This window comes from Pseudomonas sp. JV449 (assembly GCF_032424295.1).
Lineage (GTDB): Bacteria > Pseudomonadota > Gammaproteobacteria > Pseudomonadales > Pseudomonadaceae > Aquipseudomonas > Aquipseudomonas marginalis.
This window is the reverse complement of sequence record NZ_VYKD01000016.1, coordinates 142,298-161,597: the sequence shown is the minus strand read 5'-3', so window position 1 is coordinate 161,597 and position 19,300 is coordinate 142,298. Positions and strand designations below refer to the sequence as shown.

General features: G+C 61.4%; 19 protein-coding genes. 13 read left to right on the top strand and 6 right to left on the bottom strand.

The genetic code is table 11. The features are described 5' to 3' along the window. Window positions 1-173: 173 nt before the first annotated feature. Together F6S08_RS16395 and ligD are read left to right on the top strand one after the other, a co-directional pair. Window positions 174-1,013, top strand: coding sequence for a Ku protein (locus F6S08_RS16395; RefSeq protein ID WP_315871905.1), 840 nt, complete (start codon window positions 174-176; stop codon window positions 1,011-1,013). A gap of 24 nt (window positions 1,014-1,037) precedes the next feature. Then, window positions 1,038-3,515 (top strand): DNA ligase D, encoded by a 2,478-nt coding sequence (gene ligD, locus F6S08_RS16390; protein ID WP_074846578.1) that lies wholly within the window; start codon window positions 1,038-1,040, stop codon window positions 3,513-3,515. An 18-nt stretch (window positions 3,516-3,533) separates the two neighbouring features. Here the strand turns inward: ligD and lpxO are convergent, their stop codons facing one another. After that, window positions 3,534-4,433 (bottom strand): lipid A hydroxylase LpxO, encoded by a 900-nt coding sequence (gene lpxO / locus F6S08_RS16385; protein WP_315871904.1) that lies wholly within the window; start codon window positions 4,431-4,433, stop codon window positions 3,534-3,536. Between the two features lie 334 nt (window positions 4,434-4,767). On the opposite strand from lpxO, the gene F6S08_RS16380 reads away from it, so the two are divergent. Then, complete coding sequence (locus tag F6S08_RS16380) at window positions 4,768-5,154, top strand: TIGR03067 domain-containing protein (RefSeq protein ID WP_065927751.1); 387 nt, start codon at window positions 4,768-4,770, stop codon at window positions 5,152-5,154. Between the two features lie 137 nt (window positions 5,155-5,291). Here the strand turns inward: F6S08_RS16380 and F6S08_RS16375 are convergent, their stop codons facing one another. Next, window positions 5,292-6,104 (bottom strand): class I SAM-dependent methyltransferase, encoded by an 813-nt coding sequence (locus tag F6S08_RS16375; RefSeq protein WP_065927752.1) that lies wholly within the window; start codon window positions 6,102-6,104, stop codon window positions 5,292-5,294. Window positions 6,105-6,258: 154 nt separating this feature from the next. Between F6S08_RS16375 and F6S08_RS16370 the strand changes: the two genes are divergently transcribed. From F6S08_RS16370 to F6S08_RS16350, 5 genes are all read left to right on the top strand, one after another. Further along, window positions 6,259-7,497 carry an MFS transporter gene (locus F6S08_RS16370; protein ID WP_315871918.1) on the top strand — a complete coding sequence of 413 codons (1,239 nt, stop codon included), beginning with the start codon at window positions 6,259-6,261 and terminating at the stop codon, window positions 7,495-7,497. A 49-nt stretch (window positions 7,498-7,546) separates the two neighbouring features. Continuing rightward, window positions 7,547-8,122 carry a hypothetical protein gene (locus F6S08_RS16365; RefSeq protein WP_065927754.1) on the top strand — a complete coding sequence of 192 codons (576 nt, stop codon included), beginning with the start codon at window positions 7,547-7,549 and terminating at the stop codon, window positions 8,120-8,122. Between the two features lie 71 nt (window positions 8,123-8,193). After that, complete coding sequence (locus F6S08_RS16360; protein ID WP_065948677.1) at window positions 8,194-8,520, top strand: DUF2388 domain-containing protein; 327 nt, start codon at window positions 8,194-8,196, stop codon at window positions 8,518-8,520. A gap of 221 nt (window positions 8,521-8,741) precedes the next feature. Then, complete coding sequence (locus F6S08_RS16355; RefSeq protein WP_074846575.1) at window positions 8,742-10,328, top strand: ABC-F family ATPase; 1,587 nt, start codon at window positions 8,742-8,744, stop codon at window positions 10,326-10,328. Between the two features lie 195 nt (window positions 10,329-10,523). Beyond that, entirely contained in the window at window positions 10,524-11,696 is a 1,173-nt protein-coding gene (locus F6S08_RS16350; RefSeq protein WP_065927756.1) for an MFS transporter, read from the top strand. Here the strand turns inward: F6S08_RS16350 and F6S08_RS16345 are convergent. After that, window positions 11,690-12,727: an alpha/beta hydrolase family protein gene (locus F6S08_RS16345; RefSeq protein WP_065927757.1), complete on the bottom strand. Its 1,038-nt coding sequence runs from the start codon at window positions 12,725-12,727 to the stop codon at window positions 11,690-11,692. The genes F6S08_RS16350 and F6S08_RS16345 overlap by 7 nt on opposite strands. Window positions 12,728-12,967: 240 nt before the next feature. Beyond that, complete coding sequence (locus F6S08_RS16340; RefSeq protein WP_065927758.1) at window positions 12,968-13,579, bottom strand: FMN-dependent NADH-azoreductase; 612 nt, start codon at window positions 13,577-13,579, stop codon at window positions 12,968-12,970. Between the two features lie 126 nt (window positions 13,580-13,705). Here F6S08_RS16340 and F6S08_RS16335 point away from each other — a divergent pair, with 126 nt between their 5' ends. After that, a complete protein-coding gene (locus F6S08_RS16335) occupies window positions 13,706-14,614 on the top strand; it encodes a LysR substrate-binding domain-containing protein (RefSeq protein ID WP_065927759.1) in 909 nt (302 codons plus the stop codon). Continuing rightward, window positions 14,611-14,973 carry an MmcQ/YjbR family DNA-binding protein gene (locus F6S08_RS16330; RefSeq protein ID WP_065941321.1) on the top strand — a complete coding sequence of 121 codons (363 nt, stop codon included), beginning with the start codon at window positions 14,611-14,613 and terminating at the stop codon, window positions 14,971-14,973. The genes F6S08_RS16335 and F6S08_RS16330 overlap by 4 nt, the downstream gene beginning before the upstream one ends. On the opposite strand, the gene F6S08_RS16325 is transcribed toward F6S08_RS16330, so the two are convergent. After that, on the bottom strand, window positions 14,956-15,339 hold the full coding sequence (locus F6S08_RS16325) for a DUF1294 domain-containing protein (protein WP_065927760.1): 384 nt from the start codon (window positions 15,337-15,339) through the stop codon (window positions 14,956-14,958). The two genes, F6S08_RS16330 and F6S08_RS16325, sit on opposite strands and share 18 nt — an antisense overlap. Continuing rightward, window positions 15,336-16,166, bottom strand: coding sequence for an undecaprenyl-diphosphate phosphatase (locus F6S08_RS16320; protein ID WP_065941752.1), 831 nt, complete (start codon window positions 16,164-16,166; stop codon window positions 15,336-15,338). Before F6S08_RS16320 ends, F6S08_RS16325 begins: the two co-directional genes overlap by 4 nt. A gap of 229 nt (window positions 16,167-16,395) precedes the next feature. On the opposite strand from F6S08_RS16320, the gene F6S08_RS16315 reads away from it, so the two are divergent. From F6S08_RS16315 to F6S08_RS16305, 3 genes are all read left to right on the top strand, one after another. Then, complete coding sequence (locus F6S08_RS16315; protein WP_065927761.1) at window positions 16,396-18,030, top strand: methyl-accepting chemotaxis protein; 1,635 nt, start codon at window positions 16,396-16,398, stop codon at window positions 18,028-18,030. A gap of 115 nt (window positions 18,031-18,145) precedes the next feature. Next, window positions 18,146-18,709, top strand: coding sequence for a nicotinamide riboside transporter PnuC (pnuC, locus tag F6S08_RS16310; protein WP_065927762.1), 564 nt, complete (start codon window positions 18,146-18,148; stop codon window positions 18,707-18,709). Further along, the gene (locus tag F6S08_RS16305; protein WP_065927763.1) at window positions 18,706-19,224 is read left to right on the top strand and encodes an AAA family ATPase; all 519 of its coding nucleotides are present in this window, start codon (window positions 18,706-18,708) and stop codon (window positions 19,222-19,224) included. The genes pnuC and F6S08_RS16305 overlap by 4 nt, the downstream gene beginning before the upstream one ends. The last annotated feature ends 76 nt before the right edge of the window (window positions 19,225-19,300 follow it).

Genomic DNA, 19,300 nt, shown 5'->3' with positions numbered 1-19,300 from the left:
TCTGGGGCGAGGAGTACGTGCTTTCGATACCACGCTACGCCCTGGGTTCGGCTTTCGTAACTAAATAGTTTCTGATCAGGTGTAACGAGATCTGTCCGCGCATCTGCCCGGCGAAACTTTTCACGCAGCCTTCGAGTCACCAGAACACAGCTTCTTGTTAAGGAATCGCACGTATGCCACGGGCAATCTGGAAAGGCGCCATCAGTTTCGGCCTGGTTCATATTCCGGTATCGCTGGTCTCGGCCACGTCCGCACAGGGCGTGGATTTCGACTGGCTGGACAAGCGCAGCATGGACCCGGTGGGGTACAAGCGCATCAACAAGACCACCGGCAAGGAAGTCACCAAGGAGAATATCGTCAAGGGCGTGGCGTTTGAGAAAGGCCGCTATGTGGTGCTCAGTGAAGAGGAAATTCGCTCGGCCCACCCTAAATCGACCCAGACCATCGAGATCATCGCCTTCGTCGACAGTGACCAGATCCCGCTGCCGAACATCGACACCCCCTACTTCCTGGCCCCGGACAAACGCGGTGGCAAGGTCTACGCGCTGCTGCGCGAAACCCTGAACAAAACCCGCAAGGTCGCCCTGGCCAACGTGGTGCTGCATACCAAGCAGCACCTGGCGGCAGTGATGCCCCTGGAGTCGGCGCTGGTGCTGGTGATGCTGCGCTGGCCCGCCGAGGTGCGCGGCCTGGATGAACTGGAACTCCCCAGCGACGTGACCAAACCGAGCCTGGCCAAGGGCGAGCTGGACATGGCCAAGCGTCTGGTGCAAGACATGAGTGCAGACTGGCAGCCCGAGGACTATCGCGACAGTTTTCAGGAAAAAATCATGGCGCTGGTGGCGAAGAAGGCCAAGGCCGGCAAGATCGAAGACGTCGAATCCCAGGAAGGCAGTGAGGAGCGCAAGTCGGCCGATGTGATCGACCTGACCGAGTTGCTCAAACGCAGCCTGGCCGGCAAACCGACGACGAAAAAACCGGCGGCAAAAAAAGCCGGCAAAAAGGCCTCTTGAGCCTGCCATCTACAGGAGAACCCCATGGCAAAGCCCCTGAGCGAATACAACCGTAAACGCGATTTCGAGGTCACCGCCGAGCCATCAGGCAGCTCACCGGGCCGTAAACGCAAGGCATCGGCACTGAGCTTCGTGATCCAGAAGCACGATGCGCGCAACCTGCATTATGACTTTCGCCTGGAACTGGACGGCGTGCTGCTTAGTTGGGCGGTGCCCAAAGGCCCGAGTCTGGACCCGAGCCAGAAACGCTTGGCTGTCCATGTTGAAGATCATCCCATCAGCTATGGCGGATTCGAGGGCAGTATCCCGGCCGGCCAATACGGCGCCGGCGACGTGATCGTGTGGGACCGCGGTGTGTGGAAGCCCCACGACGACCCGCACAAGGCCTATGCCGCCGGCAAACTCAAATTCACCCTGGTCGGTGAGAAGCTCTCGGGTGACTGGGCGCTGGTGCGTACGCGCCTCAAGGGCAGCGGCGACAAGGAGCAGTGGCTGCTGATCAAGGAAAAAGACCAGCAGGCACGCCCCGCCGCCGACTACGACATTGTCCAGGCCCAACCCAAAAGCGTGCTCAGCGGCGCATCCGTGGGCAAAACCAAGCCCAAACCACGCGCAAAAACACAGAAAGCCACAGCCGCCTTACCCGATCAATTCGCGCCGCAATTGGCAACCCTGGTTGACCGCGCGCCCGAGGGCGATTGGCACTACGAAATCAAGTTCGACGGTTACCGCATGCTCGCCCGCATACGCGACGGCGAGGTTCGCCTGTTCACGCGTAACGGCCACGACTGGACCGAACGCCTGCCACGCCAGGCCAAGGCCTTGCACGCCCTCAAGCTCAAGGACAGCTGGCTCGATGGCGAGGTGGTCAGCCTCAATGGTGATGGCCTGCCGGACTTTCAGGCGCTGCAAAATGCCTTTGATATCGGCCGCAGCCTGGACATTGTCTACTACCTGTTCGACGCGCCGTTTTTAAACGGCAGCGATCAGCGCCAGGCGCCGCTGGAGGAGCGTCGCGCCGCGCTCAAAGACGCCTTGTCCGGCAGCCGCAGCAAACTGCTGCGCTTCTCCGAAGCGTTTGCCGCCAACCAGCAGGATATTTTCGAAAGCGCCTGCGACCTGGCCTTGGAAGGCGTGATCGGCAAGCGCAAGGGCAGCCCCTACGTCTCCACTCGAAATACCGATTGGATCAAGCTCAAATGCCGCCTGCGCCAGGAGTTCGTGATTGTCGGCTACACCCGCCCCCAGGGTTCGCGCAGTGGTTTCGGCGCGCTGCTGCTGGCAGTCAATGACGATGGCGGGCTGGTCTACGCCGGGCGGGTGGGCACCGGGTTCGACCAGGCCTCATTGAAAAACATCTACGCCCAACTCACCCCTCTGGAGCGCAAGGCATCGCCTCTGGAAAAACCCCTCACCGCCGCCCAGGCACGGGGTGTGCACTGGGTGGAACCGCGCCTGGTCGGCGAAGTGCAATTTGCCGAGTGGACCCGCGAAGGCGTGGTGCGCCAGGCGGTCTTCGTGGGGTTGCGCACCGACAAGCCCGCAGGGCAGATCATCCATGAACAGCCGCGCACGGCAAAATCCCTCAAAGCGCTGAAAAGCCAGAAGCCCAGCAGCGGCGTGAACATCACTCACCCCGAGCGCGTCATCGACCCGCAAAGCGGCACACAAAAACAGCAATTGGCGCAGTTCTACGAAGGCATCAGCGAATGGATCCTGCCCTTCCTGCGCCATCGCCCCGTGTCCCTGCTCAGGGCTCCGGAAGGCATCGAGGGCGAGCAGTTCTTCCAGAAGCACGCGGAGCGCCTGGCGATTCCGAACATCAAGCAACTGGACCCGGCACTGGATCCAGGCCATGCGCGCCTGATGGAGATCGACACGACGAAAGCGCTGATTGGGGCCGTGCAAATGGGCACCCTCGAACTGCATACCTGGGGCGCCACCTCGGACAAGATCGAAACCCCGGACCTGTTTGTGCTGGACCTTGACCCGGACCCGGCGCTGCCCTGGAAAACCATGCTGGAAGCCGCTCAGCTCACCTTGTCGGTACTCGACGAGCTGGGGTTGGAAGCCTTCGTCAAGACCAGCGGCGGCAAAGGCTTGCACCTGGTCATACCGTTGGCGCGGCGGGATGGCTGGGACAGCGTAAAGGCCTTTGCCAAGGCCATTGCCCATTTCATGACCGAGCAACTGCCCGAGCGCTTCACCGCCACCTCCGGGCCGAAAAACCGTGTAGGCAAGATCTTTATCGATTACCTGCGCAATGCACGAGGCGCGAGCACCGTGGCGGCTTATTCGGTGCGCGCACGCCCTGGGCTGCCGGTGTCGGTGCCGGTCAGTCGCGAGGAATTGAAGGGCTTGCGCGGCGCTCAGCAATGGACGGTGGCCAACCTGCACCAACGCTTGCACGGGCTGAAGGTTGATCCTTGGGCCGGCTACGCCAATCGGCAGAAGATCAATAAAAAAATGTGGGAAAAGTTGGGCGCAAAGCCACCGGAGTGACTAACGCCCGGGTCGACTTCAAATCAGTATGAAGATGAGTGCCAGTGCCGCGAAGATCGCCCATTTTTCCAGGTAGTAACGTGTGCGGTTGCGTTTTTTCAGCTCTTTACCACGCAAGCGAATCTTGTACAGCCGGTTAAACGCGCGATTGAGCCCGCCGGTCTTGTCGCCTGCATCGTTGGGCGAGCCTGCAGCGGCCATGACGTTACGACTGAACCAACGGTTGAACGTGGCAGCCCAGCGATATTTCATCGGCCGCTCGATATCGCAAAACAGGATGATGCGGTTCTGCTGCGTGGTGTTTTCGGCGTAGTGGATGTAGGTCTCGTCAAACATCACTGCCTCACCGTCACGCCAGTAATAGTTCTCGCCGTCCACATTGATATAGCAGCCCGGATCATTCGGGGTCACCAGACCCAAGTGATAACGGTACGAACCGGCGTAGGGGTCACGGTGGCGCACCAGCTTGGAACCCGGTGGCAACTCGGCGAACATTGCCGCCTTGATCGAGCCGATGCCCTGTAACAGCTCGGTGGTACGCGGGCACAGCTTCATCGCCGAAGGATGGCTTTCGCCGTACCATTTCAGGTAAAAGCGCTTCCAGCCAGACTTGAAGAACGAGTTGAAACCTACATCGTTGTACTGGTCCGAGCGCTTGATTTCACCCTTGTGCATGAGGTTCAAACCCTCCTCGCGAATCTCCTTCCAATGCGCCTCAAGGGGGCTCAAGTCAGGAAAGTCACTGGGTGACAGGTAGGGGCGGCCGGGTAGCCTGGAGCACAGGTACAGCAAGCAGTTGATCGGGGCCAGGAAGGTCGAATGATCACTGAGTTGGCGGCCCAGCTTATGCCGCACCCGACCACGCATGTGTACATACGCAATGGAGGCAACGTAGAGAACAACAATGATGAGTTTCAAGGAATTTCGTTCACATGTCAGAAGAAAACAGGCTGCTCCTGCGCGCCCACAACGGCTGAGGATGGATAGCAGCGTCTGAAATCACAATTCACACAATTGGCACGACCGGCTGAGTAATGACCCGATACGTGGTCCGTGGCAGTTATTTAGCCACAGTTTGTAACCAAAAGTTAATCAAGAATTGTGAAAACCTGTCTAGTGAATGTGCCAGGCAGACGCCTTGACGGGCAGGCCTTGGGGCACGGCAACCACCGATCATCGAACGGCGAAAGATGGTAAAAGGCTGCACCGCCGGCAACGTCCGGCAATTACCCCTCAGCAAAAAGGAATTTGTATGTCAGCCCTTTCAGATCCGGATAGTCAAGCCCTTCAAGGCGCCTGGGAGCAAACCTCACTCGAAGACAGTGGCGTACTCAATCCCATCGATGCCCACAGCGCTCCGGGTGCTTTAACCACCATCAGCGGCGACCGCTTCGAAGTGAAGACCGTCAGTGGCGAGGTGTTGTTGGCGGGCCGGTTTTTCCTCGACAGCAGCACGGTTCCCAAAAGCATTACCTGGGTGGACGCCCTGGGCGATGACGCCGGTAAGCACCTGCCCGCCAGCTATCGCCTTGAGGGGGATTCATTTGTGTTCATTGCTGCGGATGAAGGTATGCCCAGGCCCATCGTGTTCAGTACCGGCCCAGGCCAAACCATGCGCACTTTCGTGCGCCGCGCTTGATGCTGTGCGCCATCCGAACGCGCGACAGCATTTTCACAAAGCCTTCACTTTCAGCCCTATAGGGTGAAGCCTACCTACTCCAGTAAATCCCTTGGCCCGCCAGTGCGCGGGCTTTTTTTTGCCTGGTGCGAATCGGCTCAGGCGGGACGCCTGGTGGCGGCCAGCGTGAAGCACAGGGGCAACTGGGCAGGCTGGTGCTCGTACTGGTCGTAAAGTTCTTCGCGATTGGAGTGGGCATATTCCTGCAGATGGTCGATCTGCAATTGCGCAGCAATCGCCGCGCTCACCACATCCCCCAGGGTGTGCACATACCAATAGGAGGTCGGCCCCGCCACTTCGCCCTGCCCCTCATAGACAATCGACTCCTGCAGCACAAAAGGCTCACGCTGGAAGTACGAACTGGCCGGCAACAGTGGGTCTGGCGCGCGCGGGTCGAACATTTCCAGAAACGGGTGGGTTTCATACATCACCAGCGTGCCACCGGGTTTCAAGGTCCTCGCAACATGGCGCATGAACAGCGCCACATCCGGCATCCAGCCCAGCACGCCGATAGTCACCAAGGCAATGTCGAAGCGCTCGTGCAAGCGGGATGGCAACTGGTGGATATCGCTTTCGATGAATTCCGGGTTGTGGGGCGAAACGTCGGCAAGCTCACGGGCCTGCTGCAGGAACGCCCGGGATTGATCCACACCGACCACCGAGCACGCGCCCAGGCCAAACAGCGACAGGCTTTCGCGACCGTTATTGCAGCACACCTGCACCACCTCTTTGCCGGCAACGCCGATGTCTTGCAACAGCCCGGTAAGGGTGGGGTCCAGGCACGAAAACCCAGGGTCGCGGACCCCGTTAAGCAGGGCGCTCCAGGTCTCGGTGGTTTTATGCAGGTCGGCGGATTGATCCCAGGCGTCCTTGTTGCAGGCAATCGCCTGTTGAGCTGAGGGCATGTCCATTGCGTCTCCAGATAAGTCATACGGCGAGGCAAAGAAAATAAGCCACAAGCCCGCAGATTAAAACCCCAGCAGCAGGCGAAACTAAATGAACTGCGCGCAGGTCACTAGCGCAATGAGTGTTCAGCCTTTGAACGCCCCCTGCGAAGTCCTGATCGTGGCCAAACACGCCGACCTGCGTAATACCCTGTCCCTGGACAGCCTGAATTTTTTCCTGGCGGATGTGCGCGACGGCCTCGGCCCGTACCTGGCCATCTACTTGCTGGCGGTGCACAAGTGGGATCCGGCCAGTATCGGCGTAGTCATGACCCTGGCAGGTATCGCGGCGCTGATCACCCAGGGCCCGGCGGGTGCCCTGATCGACCGCACACGCAGCAAACGCGCTGTGATTGCCGTTGCCGCCCTGCTGGTGACCGGCAGTTGCCTGCTGCTGCCCTTCGTCAGTTCATTCAGCCTGGTTGCCTTGACCCAGGCGGCCAGTGCCATCGCCGCCTCGGTGTTCGCCCCGGCGATCTCCGCAATTTCCCTGGGCATTACCGGGCCACGTGCGTTCACCCGGCGCACCGGGCGCAACGAAACCTTCAACCATGCCGGCAACGCTGTGGCGGCGCTGTTGGCCGGTGGCCTGGCGTACCTGTTCGGACCCGTGGTGGTGTTCTACCTGATGGCCTTTATGGCAGTGGCCAGTGTCGTCGCGGTCAGTTGCGTCTCCGCCAAGGCGATCGACCATGAGGTGGCCCGGGGCTTCGACCCTGCCCACCACAGCGACCATGAGCAGCCGTCCGGCATTGCGGTCTTGCTGGCCAACCGGCCGTTATTGCTGTTTGCCGTCTGCTGCGCCCTCTTCCACCTGGCCAATGCGGCGATGCTGCCAATGGTCAGCCAGAAGCTCTCGCAGATCAACCTGCAGATGGCCACGCCGCTGACCTCGGCCTGTATTGTCGCCGCACAATTGGTGATGGTGCCGATGGCCTGGCTGGTGGGCAGCAAGGCCGACGTGTGGGGGCGCAAGCCGCTGTTGCTGTTCGGCTTCATGATCCTGCCGCTGCGTGGCGTGCTCTATACCCTGTCCAGCGATCCCTACTGGCTGGTGGCAGTGCAGATGCTCGACGGTATCGGCGCGGGGATCTTCGGTGCGCTGTTCCCGGTGATCGTCAAGGACCTGACCCAGGGCACCGGGCGTTTCAACGTCAGCCTGGGGGCGCTGTCCACCGTATTTGGGCTGGGCGCGGCCTTGAGCAGCAGCCTGGCCGGTTTTGTGGTGCAGCAGGCCGGCTACAATGCGGCCTTCCTCACCCTGGCCGGGGTGGCGGGCGTCGCGTTGGCGCTGTTATGGCTGGCGATGCCAGAGACGCTGGCCAAACCCTTCTTCGCGCCTCACGCAACTGCGGCCTGATATAAGCGACACTGTGCGCCGAACCCAAACAGCAAATGGAGTTGCCCCTATGAAGAAATACTTCCTGTATCCGCTACTGCTTCTGCTCGCAGGATGCAGCACGGGGCCCTATCTGCATCCGGAGTCGACGGTGGGCAGCAACGCCCTGCTTTCGCGCACCTGCCCCGGCCCGAAAGCGGCGATGAGCTATGCCCCACTGGCAGAAGAACTCAACTGGGTTCATGTGCTGGTCTATGTTGCGCCACCCGGCACATCCAGCTGGCCGGGTAACCAGCGCTCAACCGCTGCTGAACTGCGCCTGTTCGGACGGCTCTACCCATCCAATAACACAGCAGCCGTCAAACAGGCCGACCCGACGCTTTGGGTCAGTGCAGCGTCGCCCGTTGTCACGGTCACCCTGGCGAATGGGCAAAGCTATCCTGTCACCATTGAACAACTCAAAACCGGTTTCGACCCCAGGAAAACATTCCACAGCGGGTTCAAAGGGACAGCGTTGGGCCAAGGCGACATGGATGATTTCACGCTTACCTTCCCGGACATATTCGTCAACGGTGAAAAAGTCCCTATGGCACCGATTCACTTCAAGAAACGCGAAGAGCGTTATGCGCCTGTGTTTAATTGCTGACGGGCCGGGTTTCTGGCGCTCAGCCGACTCTGTTATCGTGCGTCCTTCGACCGCAATGGAAGCATCGAAGAATGAATTCCTGGAAGACGCTGGCAATCGCCCTCATGGCATCGATCAGCACCAACGCTATGGCATGGTATGTGGAGAACCCGGTCGAGAGAGCGCTGAGCGCCACCACCCTGTTCCCGACCATTGTCCTCGGCGGGACCACGGCATTTACGGTCTACTCGCCCTCAGTAATGAAAAAAGCGAAGGATGATGCCCTTACATTCATTGGCTCCGAGGGCGAAATTCGCGGCGCTCAGTTTGAGCAGGCATCTCTACACTACCGCTCGGCCCCTCACACGCGCCCCATGACCGACATGCAGCTCGCGCAGGCAATCGCAACAACTTACTGAGCGCGGCTTCGTCGAGAATGGCTTGCCACATTCAAAGCGCTGAACATCCGTCGTCGGCCGCCATACAACTGTCGCCTGACATATGCGATAATGCGCGCCAAATTCCAACACACATCCCCCATTTTTTGCTCAGCGACCGGGTTTCGCGCCTTGATGTCGCTGTTGATGCATGCCTGAAGGCTCCTGCCGCCACGCTCGCAACCCATTGATAGGTAAAGTAATTGATCTCCACAGCTAACATCACCATGCAGTTCGGCGCCAAGCCGCTCTTTGAGAACGTCTCGGTCAAGTTCGGCGCCGGCAACCGGTATGGTCTGATCGGTGCCAACGGTTGCGGCAAGTCGACCTTCATGAAAATCCTCGGCGGCGACCTCGATCCGTCCGGCGGCCAGGTCATGCTGGAGCCGAATGTGCGCCTGGGCAAGCTGCGCCAGGACCAGTTCGCCTACGAAGAATTCACCGTGCTCGACACCGTGATCATGGGGCACGAGGAGCTGTGGAAGGTCAAGGCCGAGCGCGACCGTATCTACTCGCTGCCGGAAATGAGCGAAGACGACGGCATGGCCGTGGCCGAGCTGGAAACCGAATTCGCCGAGATGGACGGCTACACCGCCGAATCCCGTGCCGGTGAACTGCTGCTGGGCCTGGGTATTCCCCTGGAACAGCATTTCGGCCCGATGAGCGAAGTGTCCCCCGGCTGGAAACTGCGTGTGTTGCTGGCCCAGGCGCTGTTCTCGGACCCGGAAGTGCTGTTGCTCGACGAACCGACCAACCACTTGGACATCAACACCATCCGCTGGCTGGAAAACATCCTGACCCAGCGCTCCAGCCTGATGATCATCATCTCTCACGACCGTCACTTCCTGAACAGCGTGTGCACCCACATGGCTGACCTGGACTACGGCGAGCTGCGCCTGTTCCCGGGCAACTACGACGAGTACATGACCGTGGCGACCCAGTCCCGCGAGCAACTGCTGTCGGACAACGCCAAGAAGAAAGCGCAGATCTCCGAGCTGCAGTCCTTCGTCAGCCGCTTCTCGGCCAACGCCTCGAAAGCCAAGCAGGCGACCTCCCGTGCCAAGGCGATCGACAAGATCCAGCTGGCCGAGGTCAAGCCTTCGAGCCGCGTGAGCCCGTTCATCCGTTTCGAACAAACCAAAAAGCTGCACCGCCAGGCGGTCATCGTCGAGCGCATGGCCAAAGGTTTCGACGGCAAGCCGCTGTTCAAGGACTTCAGCTTCCAGGTTGAAGCCGGCGAGCGCGTGGCGATCATCGGCCCGAACGGTATCGGCAAGACCACCCTGCTGCGCACCCTGGTCAACGAACTGACCCCGGATGCCGGCAGCATCAAGTGGACCGACGCCGCGGAGCTGGGCTACTACGCCCAGGACCACGCCAGCGACTTCGAAAACGACATGAGCCTGTTCGACTGGATGGGCCAGTGGACTCAAGGCGAGCAAGTGATCCGTGGCACCCTGGGGCGCATGCTGTTCTCCAACGACGAGATCCTCAAGTCGGTCAAGGTGATCTCCGGTGGTGAGCAAGGCCGCATGCTGTTCGGCAAGCTGATCCTGCAAAAACCGAATGTGCTGATCATGGACGAACCGACCAACCACTTGGACATGGAATCCATCGAGGCGCTGAACCTGGCGCTCGAGAACTACCCAGGCACGCTGATCTTCGTCAGCCACGACCGTGAGTTCGTATCGTCCCTGGCCACCCGCATCATCGAGTTGAGCGCCAACGGCGTGATCGACTTCAGCGGCACCTACGACGACTACCTGCGCAGCCAAGGCGTGGTGTTCTAACAGTAGCGACCTGAAACCCTGGGAGCATGCTTGTTGTGGCGAGGGAGCTTGTTGTGGTGAGCGGGCTTGCCCCGCTCACCACAAAAGCCCGCTCGCCACAGTAAGCCGGTTTCTCAGCCGAAGTAGTTAGCCTGCTTCCTTTTCCCCCAAGCCCTTGCCATGATGCGTTCACCGCCCGCCCGCGAACGAGTGCCCATGTCCAACGCCTCCTCCTCCCTGTCGATCACCCTGCAGATCGTCTCCATCGTCTTCTACACCTTCATCGCCTTTATCTGCATCGGCCTGCCGATTGCGGTAATCCCGGGCTATGTCCATGAGCAACTGGGCTTCAGCGCGGTGGTGGCCGGGATTACCATCGGCTCGCAGTACCTGGCAACTCTGCTCAGCCGTCCCATGGCCGGGCGCATGTCCGACAACGTCGGCACCAAGCGCGCGATTGTGCTGGGGCTGGCGGGCATCCTGGTCAGCGGTGTGTTGACGTTCTTCGCCACCCTGGTGGACAGCCTGCCCAGCCTGAGCCTGGGGATTCTGATACTCGGCCGGCTGTTGCTGGGCGTGGCCCAAGGCCTGATCGGCGTGGGCACCATCAGTTGGTGCATGGGCCAGGTCGGGGCGGAGCACACGGCGCGGTCGATTTCGTGGAATGGCATTGCCTCCTACGGCGCCATCGCCATCGGCGCGCCGCTCGGAGTGGTGATGGTCGCCGAATATGGCTACACCAGCCTGGGTATCGCGCTGTCGGTATTGGCGGCGCTGGGCCTGGTGCTGATCCGCAATAAACCCTCGGTGCCGGTGGTACGCGGCGAGCGCCTGCCGTTCTGGGCGGTGTTCGGGCGCATTGCACCCTTTGGTGCCAGCCTGTGCCTGGCGTCCATCGGCTACGGCACCCTGACCACCTTTATCACCCTGTATTACCTCAATCGCGGCTGGGCCGGCGCGGCGTACTGCCTCACGGTGTTTGGCGTGTGTTTTATCCTCTCGCGGCTGCTGTTCATCTCCGCGATCAGCCGGTTTGGCGGCTTCAGGGCGGCGATTGCCTGCATGATCATCGAGACCCTGGGCCTGACGCTGCTGTGGCTGGCACCCTCCACCGGCGTAGCCTTGATCGGTGCAGGGCTGACCGGCTTTGGCTTGTCGCTGGTGTACCCGGCGCTGGGCGTGGAGGCCATCAAGCAGGTGCCCAACAGCAGCCGCGGTGCGGGCCTGAGTGCCTATGCGGTGTTTTTCGACCTGGCCCTGGCGATTGCCGGGCCGTTGATGGGCGCCGTGGCGTTGAACCTGGGTTACAGCTGGATCTTCTTCTGCGCAGCGCTGTTATCGGTCACGGCGCTGGGCGTGACCTTGCTGCTCAAGCGCCGCGCTTACTGATCGGCGGTCTGCAAACCGGCGCGGGTAGCCTGGCCGAGGGTGTGGGTGAAAAAACGCCCGGCCTCGGAGATCAGGTCGCGGTGGATGCCTTCGCGGTCGACGCCATCGGCATCGGTGCAGATCGCCGGCATCGCGGCCAGTTGGTCGCTGTCACACGGCGCCATGAACACGAAGTGCCCTGCCCCCGCCAGCAGCTTGAAGTCCGGTGGCTCCGGCAGTTTGCGTGCCAGGGCGGCGGCGTTCTTGTCGACCGCCACCAGCTTGTCGCCGTCGCCGCTGTAGAGCAGCACCGGCACATGCACGTCGGCCAGGGTGTGGCGGCCGAACATCAGGCTCAACGGCGCCATCAACATCAAGGCATGAATGCGCGGGTCGGATTGCGGTTGCAGGTCGTCACGGTCCACCACCAGTTCGCCCTTGGTGGTGCAGGCATCACGGTCTTCGGGGCGTTCCTGGCAATAGCGACGCAGGCGGTCGAAGTCCGGCTTGGCCCCCGCCAGGATCAACGCGGTTTCGCCACCGGCCGAATAGCCGATAACGCCCACCTGATCGACGTTGACGAACGGCGACAGCATCGGGTCGCCCAGGGTCGCGGTGATTGCTTCGGAAATCTGGATCGGCCGGCCGTACAGGTTACTCACCGTGCCCAGGCGGCTGTGGTCCTTGTAGTTATCGCCGGGATGCAACACCGCGACCACCACAAAGCCTTTGCGCGCCAGGGAAGTGGCCAGGTCATGCAGGGCCAGCGGCGTACCGGTGTTGCCATGGGACAGCATCAGCATCGGAAAGCGGCCAATGGCGATCTTGGAATCTTCGCTGGCGGCGACGTGATAGGGACCCAGTTGCGTGCTGTGTTCATCGTCGGTGGACGGGTAGAAGGCCACGGCTTTCATCGGCTGCAGGTCCAGCGGGTCGAGAAAGGTCATGCGATGGAAGCCCACACTCCAATGGGGGTGCGGCGCGGGCGCGGCGTGCACTGAAATCAGGCCGCCCAGCAGGGAAAGAACCATAACGGCACAAAGACGCATCATGAGGATGTCCACCTTTGCTGCGTGACCACGTTCAACACCCGCGGCATGTCTATATGAAAAGTCCATGGTTCAAGGCACTCGCATCGGGTGATAAACCCATGCGTGCATAACCTGGGCCAACGTAATGACAGCGGGTAAACGAAAAAACTCCGTATTCCGGTCGTTTCAGGCGACAAGAATACAGAGTTTAGGCGCCCGGCTTCGGATTGAAACCGAGCAGAGGCGAAATTTACACAAGCCTTACGCAGCAGCGAACAATTGTTCGTTGATGAGCACGTTGGCGTCGCTCAAGGCCTTGCTGCGGAACTCATCGCCATAGGCCAGGCCATGGGCGCGGACGAATTCGATGTCGGTAATGCCGAGGAAGCCCAGCATCACTTTGAGGTATTCCTCGTGGGCCACACCGGTTGCCTGGCCAACATGCAGGCCGCCGGAGGTGGACACAATGATGACTTTCTTGTTACCGCACAGGCCTTCAGGGCCGGCTTCGGTGTAACGGAAGGTCTGTCCGGCAACGGCGATGCGGTCGATCCAGGCTTTCAACTGGGTTGGAATGGTGAAGTTGTACATCGGCGCACCGATCACCACGGCGTCGGCGGCGAGGAATTCGGCCAGGCTGTTGGCACTCAGGTCGGCCTCGTGCTGTTGTGCGGCGTCACGCAGTTCGGCGGCGGTGCCCAGGGCGCCCAGGGTCGCGCCGGAGAAGTGGTTGATGCCTTCGCTGGCGAGGTCACGGTAGGTCACTTCCACACCCGGCTCGGCCGCCTGCCAGGCCTTGACCACGCCAGTGCTGAGCTGACGGGAAGCCGAGTTGTCGCCGAGGATGCTGGAATCGATGTGCAACAGTTTCATGGTGGATCTCCGAGTGTGGGATCGACAGTGGCGATCAGATGGAGGGGATGCTACGCATGAAACCAATAGTCGATAAGACGCCTGAAATGCGATAGTTTGTCCCACTGACAGGACAATAGGCTGACCATGCAAGACCTCAACGACCTCTACTATTTTGCCAAAGTCGTCGAAGCCGGTGGCTTTGCGGCGGCCGGGCGGCTGTTGGGCATTCCCAAGTCGCGGCTGTCGCGGCGCATTGCCGAGCTGGAAGAGCGCCTCGGCGCGCGCCTGCTGCAACGCACCACGCGGCAACTGACCCTGACCGCCGTCGGCGAGCGCTACCTGCGCCATTGCCAGGCGATGCTGCTGGAAGCAGAGATGGCCGACGAGGCCGTCGCCAGCATGTCCAGTGAACCGCGCGGGCGGCTGAGGGTGACGTGCCCGGTGGGGCTGGCGCAAAACATAATGCCGGATGTGGTTGCGGGTTTTCTGGCTGCCCACCCCCAGGTGCAGCTGGAGATGACCCTGGTCAACCGCCGTGTCGACCTGGTAGCCGAAGGCATCGATGTGGCGCTGCGCGTGCGCGAACTGGGCGATGAAGACCCGCTGCTGGTCACCAAGCGCCTGCGCCCCGCCCAGACGGCCCTGGTCGCCAGCCCGAACTTTTTGCACGGTCGGCACATCAACACCCTCGACGACCTCAAGCAACTGCCGATACTCGGCGCGCTGGAAGCAGACCGCATGGTGCACCAACGCATCCTCGATCCTGAAGGCAACCCCCACGACCTGGTGATGGAAGCGCGCCTGGGCGTCGATGACTTCAACGTACGCAAGGCCAGCGCCATCATGGGCCTGGGCTTTACCGTGCTGCCGCTGATGTACTGCGAAGAAGAACTGGCCAGCGGCCGGCTCGTACAGTTGCTGCCGGAGTGGTCATTGCCGGGCGGCTGGCTGCAGGCCGTCTACCCGCATCGCCGCGGCGTGCTGCCGGCGATTCGCGCCTGGATCGATTACCTGGAAGAAGGCTTCAAAAGCTGCGGAGACCGCCTGCTATGAAAATGACCGAAGCACAGGTCGCGACGTTCTGCCTGAGCCTGCCCGGCGCGCGGGAAGACTACAAATGGGGCGGCGTGCGGGTGTTCTCGATCGCCGGCAACAAGATGTTCGCCCTGCAGAATCTGCGCGGCGACTCGCTGGCGTTCAAGGTCGACAAGGACTTGTTCCTCGGCCATGTGGACCGTCCCGGCATCCACCCGGCGCCGTACCTGGCACGCGCGCAGTGGATCATCATGAACACGCCCTACCCGCTGGGGGCCGAGGAACTGCGTAGCCTGTTGCAGCGCTCCCACCAGTTGGTGGTGAGCAAACTGCCCAAGCGCACACAGGTGGGGTTGCTGCTAGAGAACGGACAGTAGCGTGCCACCGAGGAACAACTGGTCCAGCCAGAACACCTGGTGCAACAGCACGATCACCCAGAACAGCACCTGGTAAGACACCTTGCGCGTCTTGTGCCGGAACACCTGCTGGGCAATCAGCGCCCCCGGCCAGCCGCCCGCCAGCTCCACGGCGTGGAGGATGTTCTCCGGGGTGCGCCAGCTGTCGGTGCGGGCCTTGCGCTTGTCGCTCCAATACAGGAAAAACGCGATGACGCTGACCACCCCATAGGCCACCAGCGGAATCACGGTTTCGCCGCGTTGCCACACCAATACTGCCCCCACCAGCGGCGCCGCGCACAGCAGCACAAAGATCGCCGCTTTCAGGCGCGGATGCTGAATCATCATGCCTTGGCCGCTGCCCAGTCGATCCAGCCGAATTGCCAGGTCGCCAGGATCAGCAGGCCGAACGCAATGCGGTACCAGGCGAACGCCGCGTAGCTATGGCTGGCGATGAACTTGAGCAGGCCCTTGACCGCGATCATCGCGAAGATGAACGAGGTGACGAAGCCGATGGCGAACACCGGCAGGTCCGCCGGCTGGAACAGGTCGCGGTATTTGTAGCCCGAGTACACCGCCGCACCGACCATGGTCGGCATGGCCAGGAAGAATGAAAACTCGGTGGCGGTCTTGCGCGACAGGCCGAACAGCAGGCCGCCGATGATAGTCGAGCCGGAGCGCGACGTACCCGGGATCATCGCCAGGCACTGGGCAAAACCGACCTTGAGCGCGTCTTTCCAGGTGATGTCATCGACGCTTTCGGCGTGCACTTCATGCTCGCGGCGCTCGGCCCACAGCATGACGATGCCGCCGATCACCAACGCGGTGGCCACGGTGATCGGATTGAACAGGTAATGGTGGATCAGGTCGGCAAAGATCACCCCCAGCACCACGGCCGGCAGGAACGCGATCAGCAGGTTGACCGTGAAGCGCTGGGCGTTGCGCTGGGTGGGCAAGCCGGTGACTACATCGAGGATCTTGCGCCGGAATTCCCAGACCACCGCGAGGATCGCACCCAGCTGGATGATGATGTTGAACGCCATGGCGCGTTCGCCGCCGAAGTCGAGCAAATCGGCGACAATAATCTGGTGTCCGGTGCTGGAGATCGGCAGGAACTCGGTAAGCCCCTCCACGACGCCAAGAATCAATGCCTGAATGGCGGTCCAAAAATCCATGCTTCCCCCAAAGGTCATGCGCTGTGGCATGCCTTATCAATCTTTTAATGGTTCACTGACGAGCGCACTCAAGTGCCCGGTGTTGACCATGGTCAATGCCGGCCTGCAAAAATTCTGTGAAAAATCAGGCAGTACTCAGGTTTTGCGATTTCAGGCCGAAAGCCTATCAGACGAGGCGTAAAAGTCGATGCGACGCCCACAATTATAAAAAGCCCGGAGTGACAGGACGATGAACAGTTTGCGCAATATGTCGATCAGCCGACGCCTCTGGATGATCCTGATCGTCGCCGTGCTGATGCTGATGGCCCTGGGTTTGCTGATGCTCAAGCAGATCCACGACGACCTGTACCAGGCCAAGCGCCAGCAGACCCAGCACGTGGTCCAGACCGCCAGCGGGATCCTGACGTTTTATCACAGCCTCGAAACCACCGGGGTGATGACCCGCGAAGCCGCGCAAAAACAAGCCCTGAGCGCGGTGCGCGGCTTGCGCTATGACCACGACGACTACTTCTGGATCAATGACCTCACCCCCGTGATGATCATGCACCCGGCCAACCCCAAGCTGGACGGCCAGAACCTCTCGGCCATCCGCGATCCCGACGGGTTTGCCGTGTTCAACGAGTTCGTGATCCTGGCCAAGGCCAAGGGTGCCGGCATCATCAACTACCGCTGGCCGAAACCGGGTGCGGAGGCGCCAGTGGCGAAAACCTCGTATATCCAGTTGTTCGAGCCGTGGGGCTGGATCATCGGCTCCGGCGTTTACGTGGACGATGTGCAGGCCGAGTTCAACAGCCAAGTGTGGAAGGCCTCGTTTATCGTCCTCGGCATCGCATTGGTGATGGCCCTGCTGGTCTCGCTGATTGCCCGCAGCATCGTGCGCCCCCTGCAGGATGCGGTGAACGCCATGGGCAACATCGCCAGCGGCGAAAGCGACCTGACCCGCAGCCTCGATACCCACGGCCGCGACGAAGTCACCCAACTGTCCCAGCACTTCAACACCTTCACGGCCAAGCTGCGCCAGGTCGTCAGCCAGTTGCAGGTGTGCGCCAACGCCCTGGGCCAGTCCTCCACGGAACTGGGCAACAACGCGACCCAAGCCCATGACCGCAGCCAGCAACAGTCCCAGCAGATGGAACTGGTGGCCACCGCCATCAATGAAGTCACCTACGGCGTGCAGGACGTGGCCAAGAACGCCGAACACGCCGCCAGCGAAATGCGCGATGCCCAGGCCCAGGCGCAGCAAGGCCAGGTCAATATCGACAGCAGCCTGCAGCAGATCGACCAGCTCTCCACCACCATCAGCCAGGCCGTCGAAGTGATCCGCACCTTGTCCAGCGAAAGCACGCAGATCGGTGGTGTGTTGGAAGTGATCCGCTCCATCGCCGACCAGACCAACCTGCTGGCCCTCAACGCCGCCATTGAAGCCGCACGCGCCGGGGAACAAGGCCGTGGTTTTGCCGTAGTGGCCGATGAAGTCCGCCTGCTGGCCCAGCGCACGCAAAAATCCACCGCCGAGATCCAGGCGATGATCGAGCGCCTGCAAGGTCACTCGGAAGCCGCGGTCAAGGTGATCAGCGACAGCCACAGCGCCTCGCAACTGACCATCGAACAAGCCGGCCAGGCCGGTGCCAGCCTCACCGCCATCGGCCAGGCGCTGCACAACCTCAACGGTTTGAATGCCTCGATTGCCAGCGCCACCCTGCAACAGGCCCATGTGGTGGAAGACATCAACCAGAACGTCACCCAGGCTGCAAGCCTGTCCCACAGCACCGCAATGGCGGCCGAGCAGTCCAACGTGGCCAGCGTGCATTTACGCGGGCTGAGCGAACAACTCGACGGCCTGCTGCGCCAATTCAAGGTCTGACGCCGCTCCAGATGTGGGAGGGGCAAGCCCCTCCCACATTTGCCCTCCGATGTTTTGAAGATCGCTCACCTCTGGTTACAATCCCCGCCCTCTCCCACTCTCCCAAGGAACCGCCATGTCCGGGCTTGAACTGTTCGCCGCCGCCCTGGGGGTGATCGCTGTCTGGCTGACGGTCAAGCAAAACCCCTGGTGCTGGCCCATCGGCCTGGTGATGGTGTTGCTGTACACCTGGGTGTTCTATGACGTGAAACTCTATTCCGACATGCTGCTGCAAGTGGTCTACGCCGCCCTGCAAGTCTACGGCTGGTGGCAGTGGACCCGCGCCGGCGAGGTCAAGCAAGGGCGCCAGGTCACCCGCCTGGGTTGGCCGGCAATCATGATCAGCATGGCCATCGGCGCGGTCGGCAGCCTGCTGCTGGGCGCTGCGATGGCGCACTGGACCGACGCCGCGCAACCCTGGCTGGATGCCGCCCTCACCGGTTTCAGCCTGGTGGCGCAAATGTGGATGGCGCAGAAACGCGTGCAATGCTGGCCGCTGTGGATCGCCGTGGACGTGATTTTTGTCGGGCTGTTCCTCTACAAGGGCTTGTACCTCACCGCTGCGCTCTACGCCCTGTTCACCGTGATCGCCGTGCAAGGCTGGCGTGAATGGCGCGCCGACCCGGCGTTGCAACCATGAAGGTGGTGGTCCTGGCCGGCCCCGAATCCAGCGGTAAAAGCTGGCTGGCCGCCGAGTTGCACGCGCATTTCGGCGGGCTGATGGTGCGTGAATACGTGCGCGATTTCATGGACCGCCACCAGCGCGACACCAGCCTGGCGGATATTCCGGCCATCGCCCACGGCCAACTGGCCTGGGAAGATGCCGCCCGCGCCCGGCAGCCGCGCCTGCTGGTCCTCGACACGCACCTGCTGACCAACAAACTCTGGAGCCAGACCTTGTTCGGCGACTACCCGGCGTGGCTCGACGATGAACTGCTGGCGCGGCATTACGACCTGCACCTGCTGCTGTCGCCGGATGATGTGGAATGGACCGCCGACGGCCAACGCTGCCAACCGGAACTGGCCGACCGCCAGGCGTTTTTCCAGGACAGCCTGGCGTGGATGCAGGCGCATCGACAGGCGGTGGTGGTCATCAGGGGGAGTTGGGAGGAGCGCCGCACCGCCGCCTTTGCTGCGGTAGAACAGCTGTTGTAGTGAGCGGGCTTGCCCCGCGCTGGGTGGCGAAGCCGCCCTAAAACCAAACACCGCGACCTGTCTGGCAGGCTGCGGT

What these genes read in the sequence shown, in the direction of transcription:
- F6S08_RS16395 (WP_315871905.1), top strand. Translation starts at nt 174, where the DNA reads ATGCCACGGGCAATCTGGAAAGGCGCCATCAGTTTCGGCCTGGTTCAT.
- ligD (WP_074846578.1), top strand. Translation starts at nt 1,038, where the DNA reads ATGGCAAAGCCCCTGAGCGAATACAACCGTAAACGCGATTTCGAGGTC.
- F6S08_RS16380 (WP_065927751.1), top strand. Translation starts at nt 4,768, where the DNA reads ATGTCAGCCCTTTCAGATCCGGATAGTCAAGCCCTTCAAGGCGCCTGG.
- F6S08_RS16375 (WP_065927752.1), bottom strand. Translation starts at nt 6,104, where the DNA reads ATGGACATGCCCTCAGCTCAACAGGCGATTGCCTGCAACAAGGACGCC.
- F6S08_RS16365 (WP_065927754.1), top strand. Translation starts at nt 7,547, where the DNA reads ATGAAGAAATACTTCCTGTATCCGCTACTGCTTCTGCTCGCAGGATGC.
- F6S08_RS16360 (WP_065948677.1), top strand. Translation starts at nt 8,194, where the DNA reads ATGAATTCCTGGAAGACGCTGGCAATCGCCCTCATGGCATCGATCAGC.
- F6S08_RS16350 (WP_065927756.1), top strand. Translation starts at nt 10,524, where the DNA reads ATGTCCAACGCCTCCTCCTCCCTGTCGATCACCCTGCAGATCGTCTCC.
- F6S08_RS16345 (WP_065927757.1), bottom strand. Translation starts at nt 12,727, where the DNA reads ATGATGCGTCTTTGTGCCGTTATGGTTCTTTCCCTGCTGGGCGGCCTG.
- F6S08_RS16340 (WP_065927758.1), bottom strand. Translation starts at nt 13,579, where the DNA reads ATGAAACTGTTGCACATCGATTCCAGCATCCTCGGCGACAACTCGGCT.
- F6S08_RS16335 (WP_065927759.1), top strand. Translation starts at nt 13,706, where the DNA reads ATGCAAGACCTCAACGACCTCTACTATTTTGCCAAAGTCGTCGAAGCC.
- F6S08_RS16330 (WP_065941321.1), top strand. Translation starts at nt 14,611, where the DNA reads ATGAAAATGACCGAAGCACAGGTCGCGACGTTCTGCCTGAGCCTGCCC.
- F6S08_RS16325 (WP_065927760.1), bottom strand. Translation starts at nt 15,339, where the DNA reads ATGATGATTCAGCATCCGCGCCTGAAAGCGGCGATCTTTGTGCTGCTG.
- F6S08_RS16320 (WP_065941752.1), bottom strand. Translation starts at nt 16,166, where the DNA reads ATGGATTTTTGGACCGCCATTCAGGCATTGATTCTTGGCGTCGTGGAG.
- F6S08_RS16315 (WP_065927761.1), top strand. Translation starts at nt 16,396, where the DNA reads ATGAACAGTTTGCGCAATATGTCGATCAGCCGACGCCTCTGGATGATC.
- pnuC (WP_065927762.1), top strand. Translation starts at nt 18,146, where the DNA reads ATGTCCGGGCTTGAACTGTTCGCCGCCGCCCTGGGGGTGATCGCTGTC.
- F6S08_RS16305 (WP_065927763.1), top strand. Translation starts at nt 18,706, where the DNA reads ATGAAGGTGGTGGTCCTGGCCGGCCCCGAATCCAGCGGTAAAAGCTGG.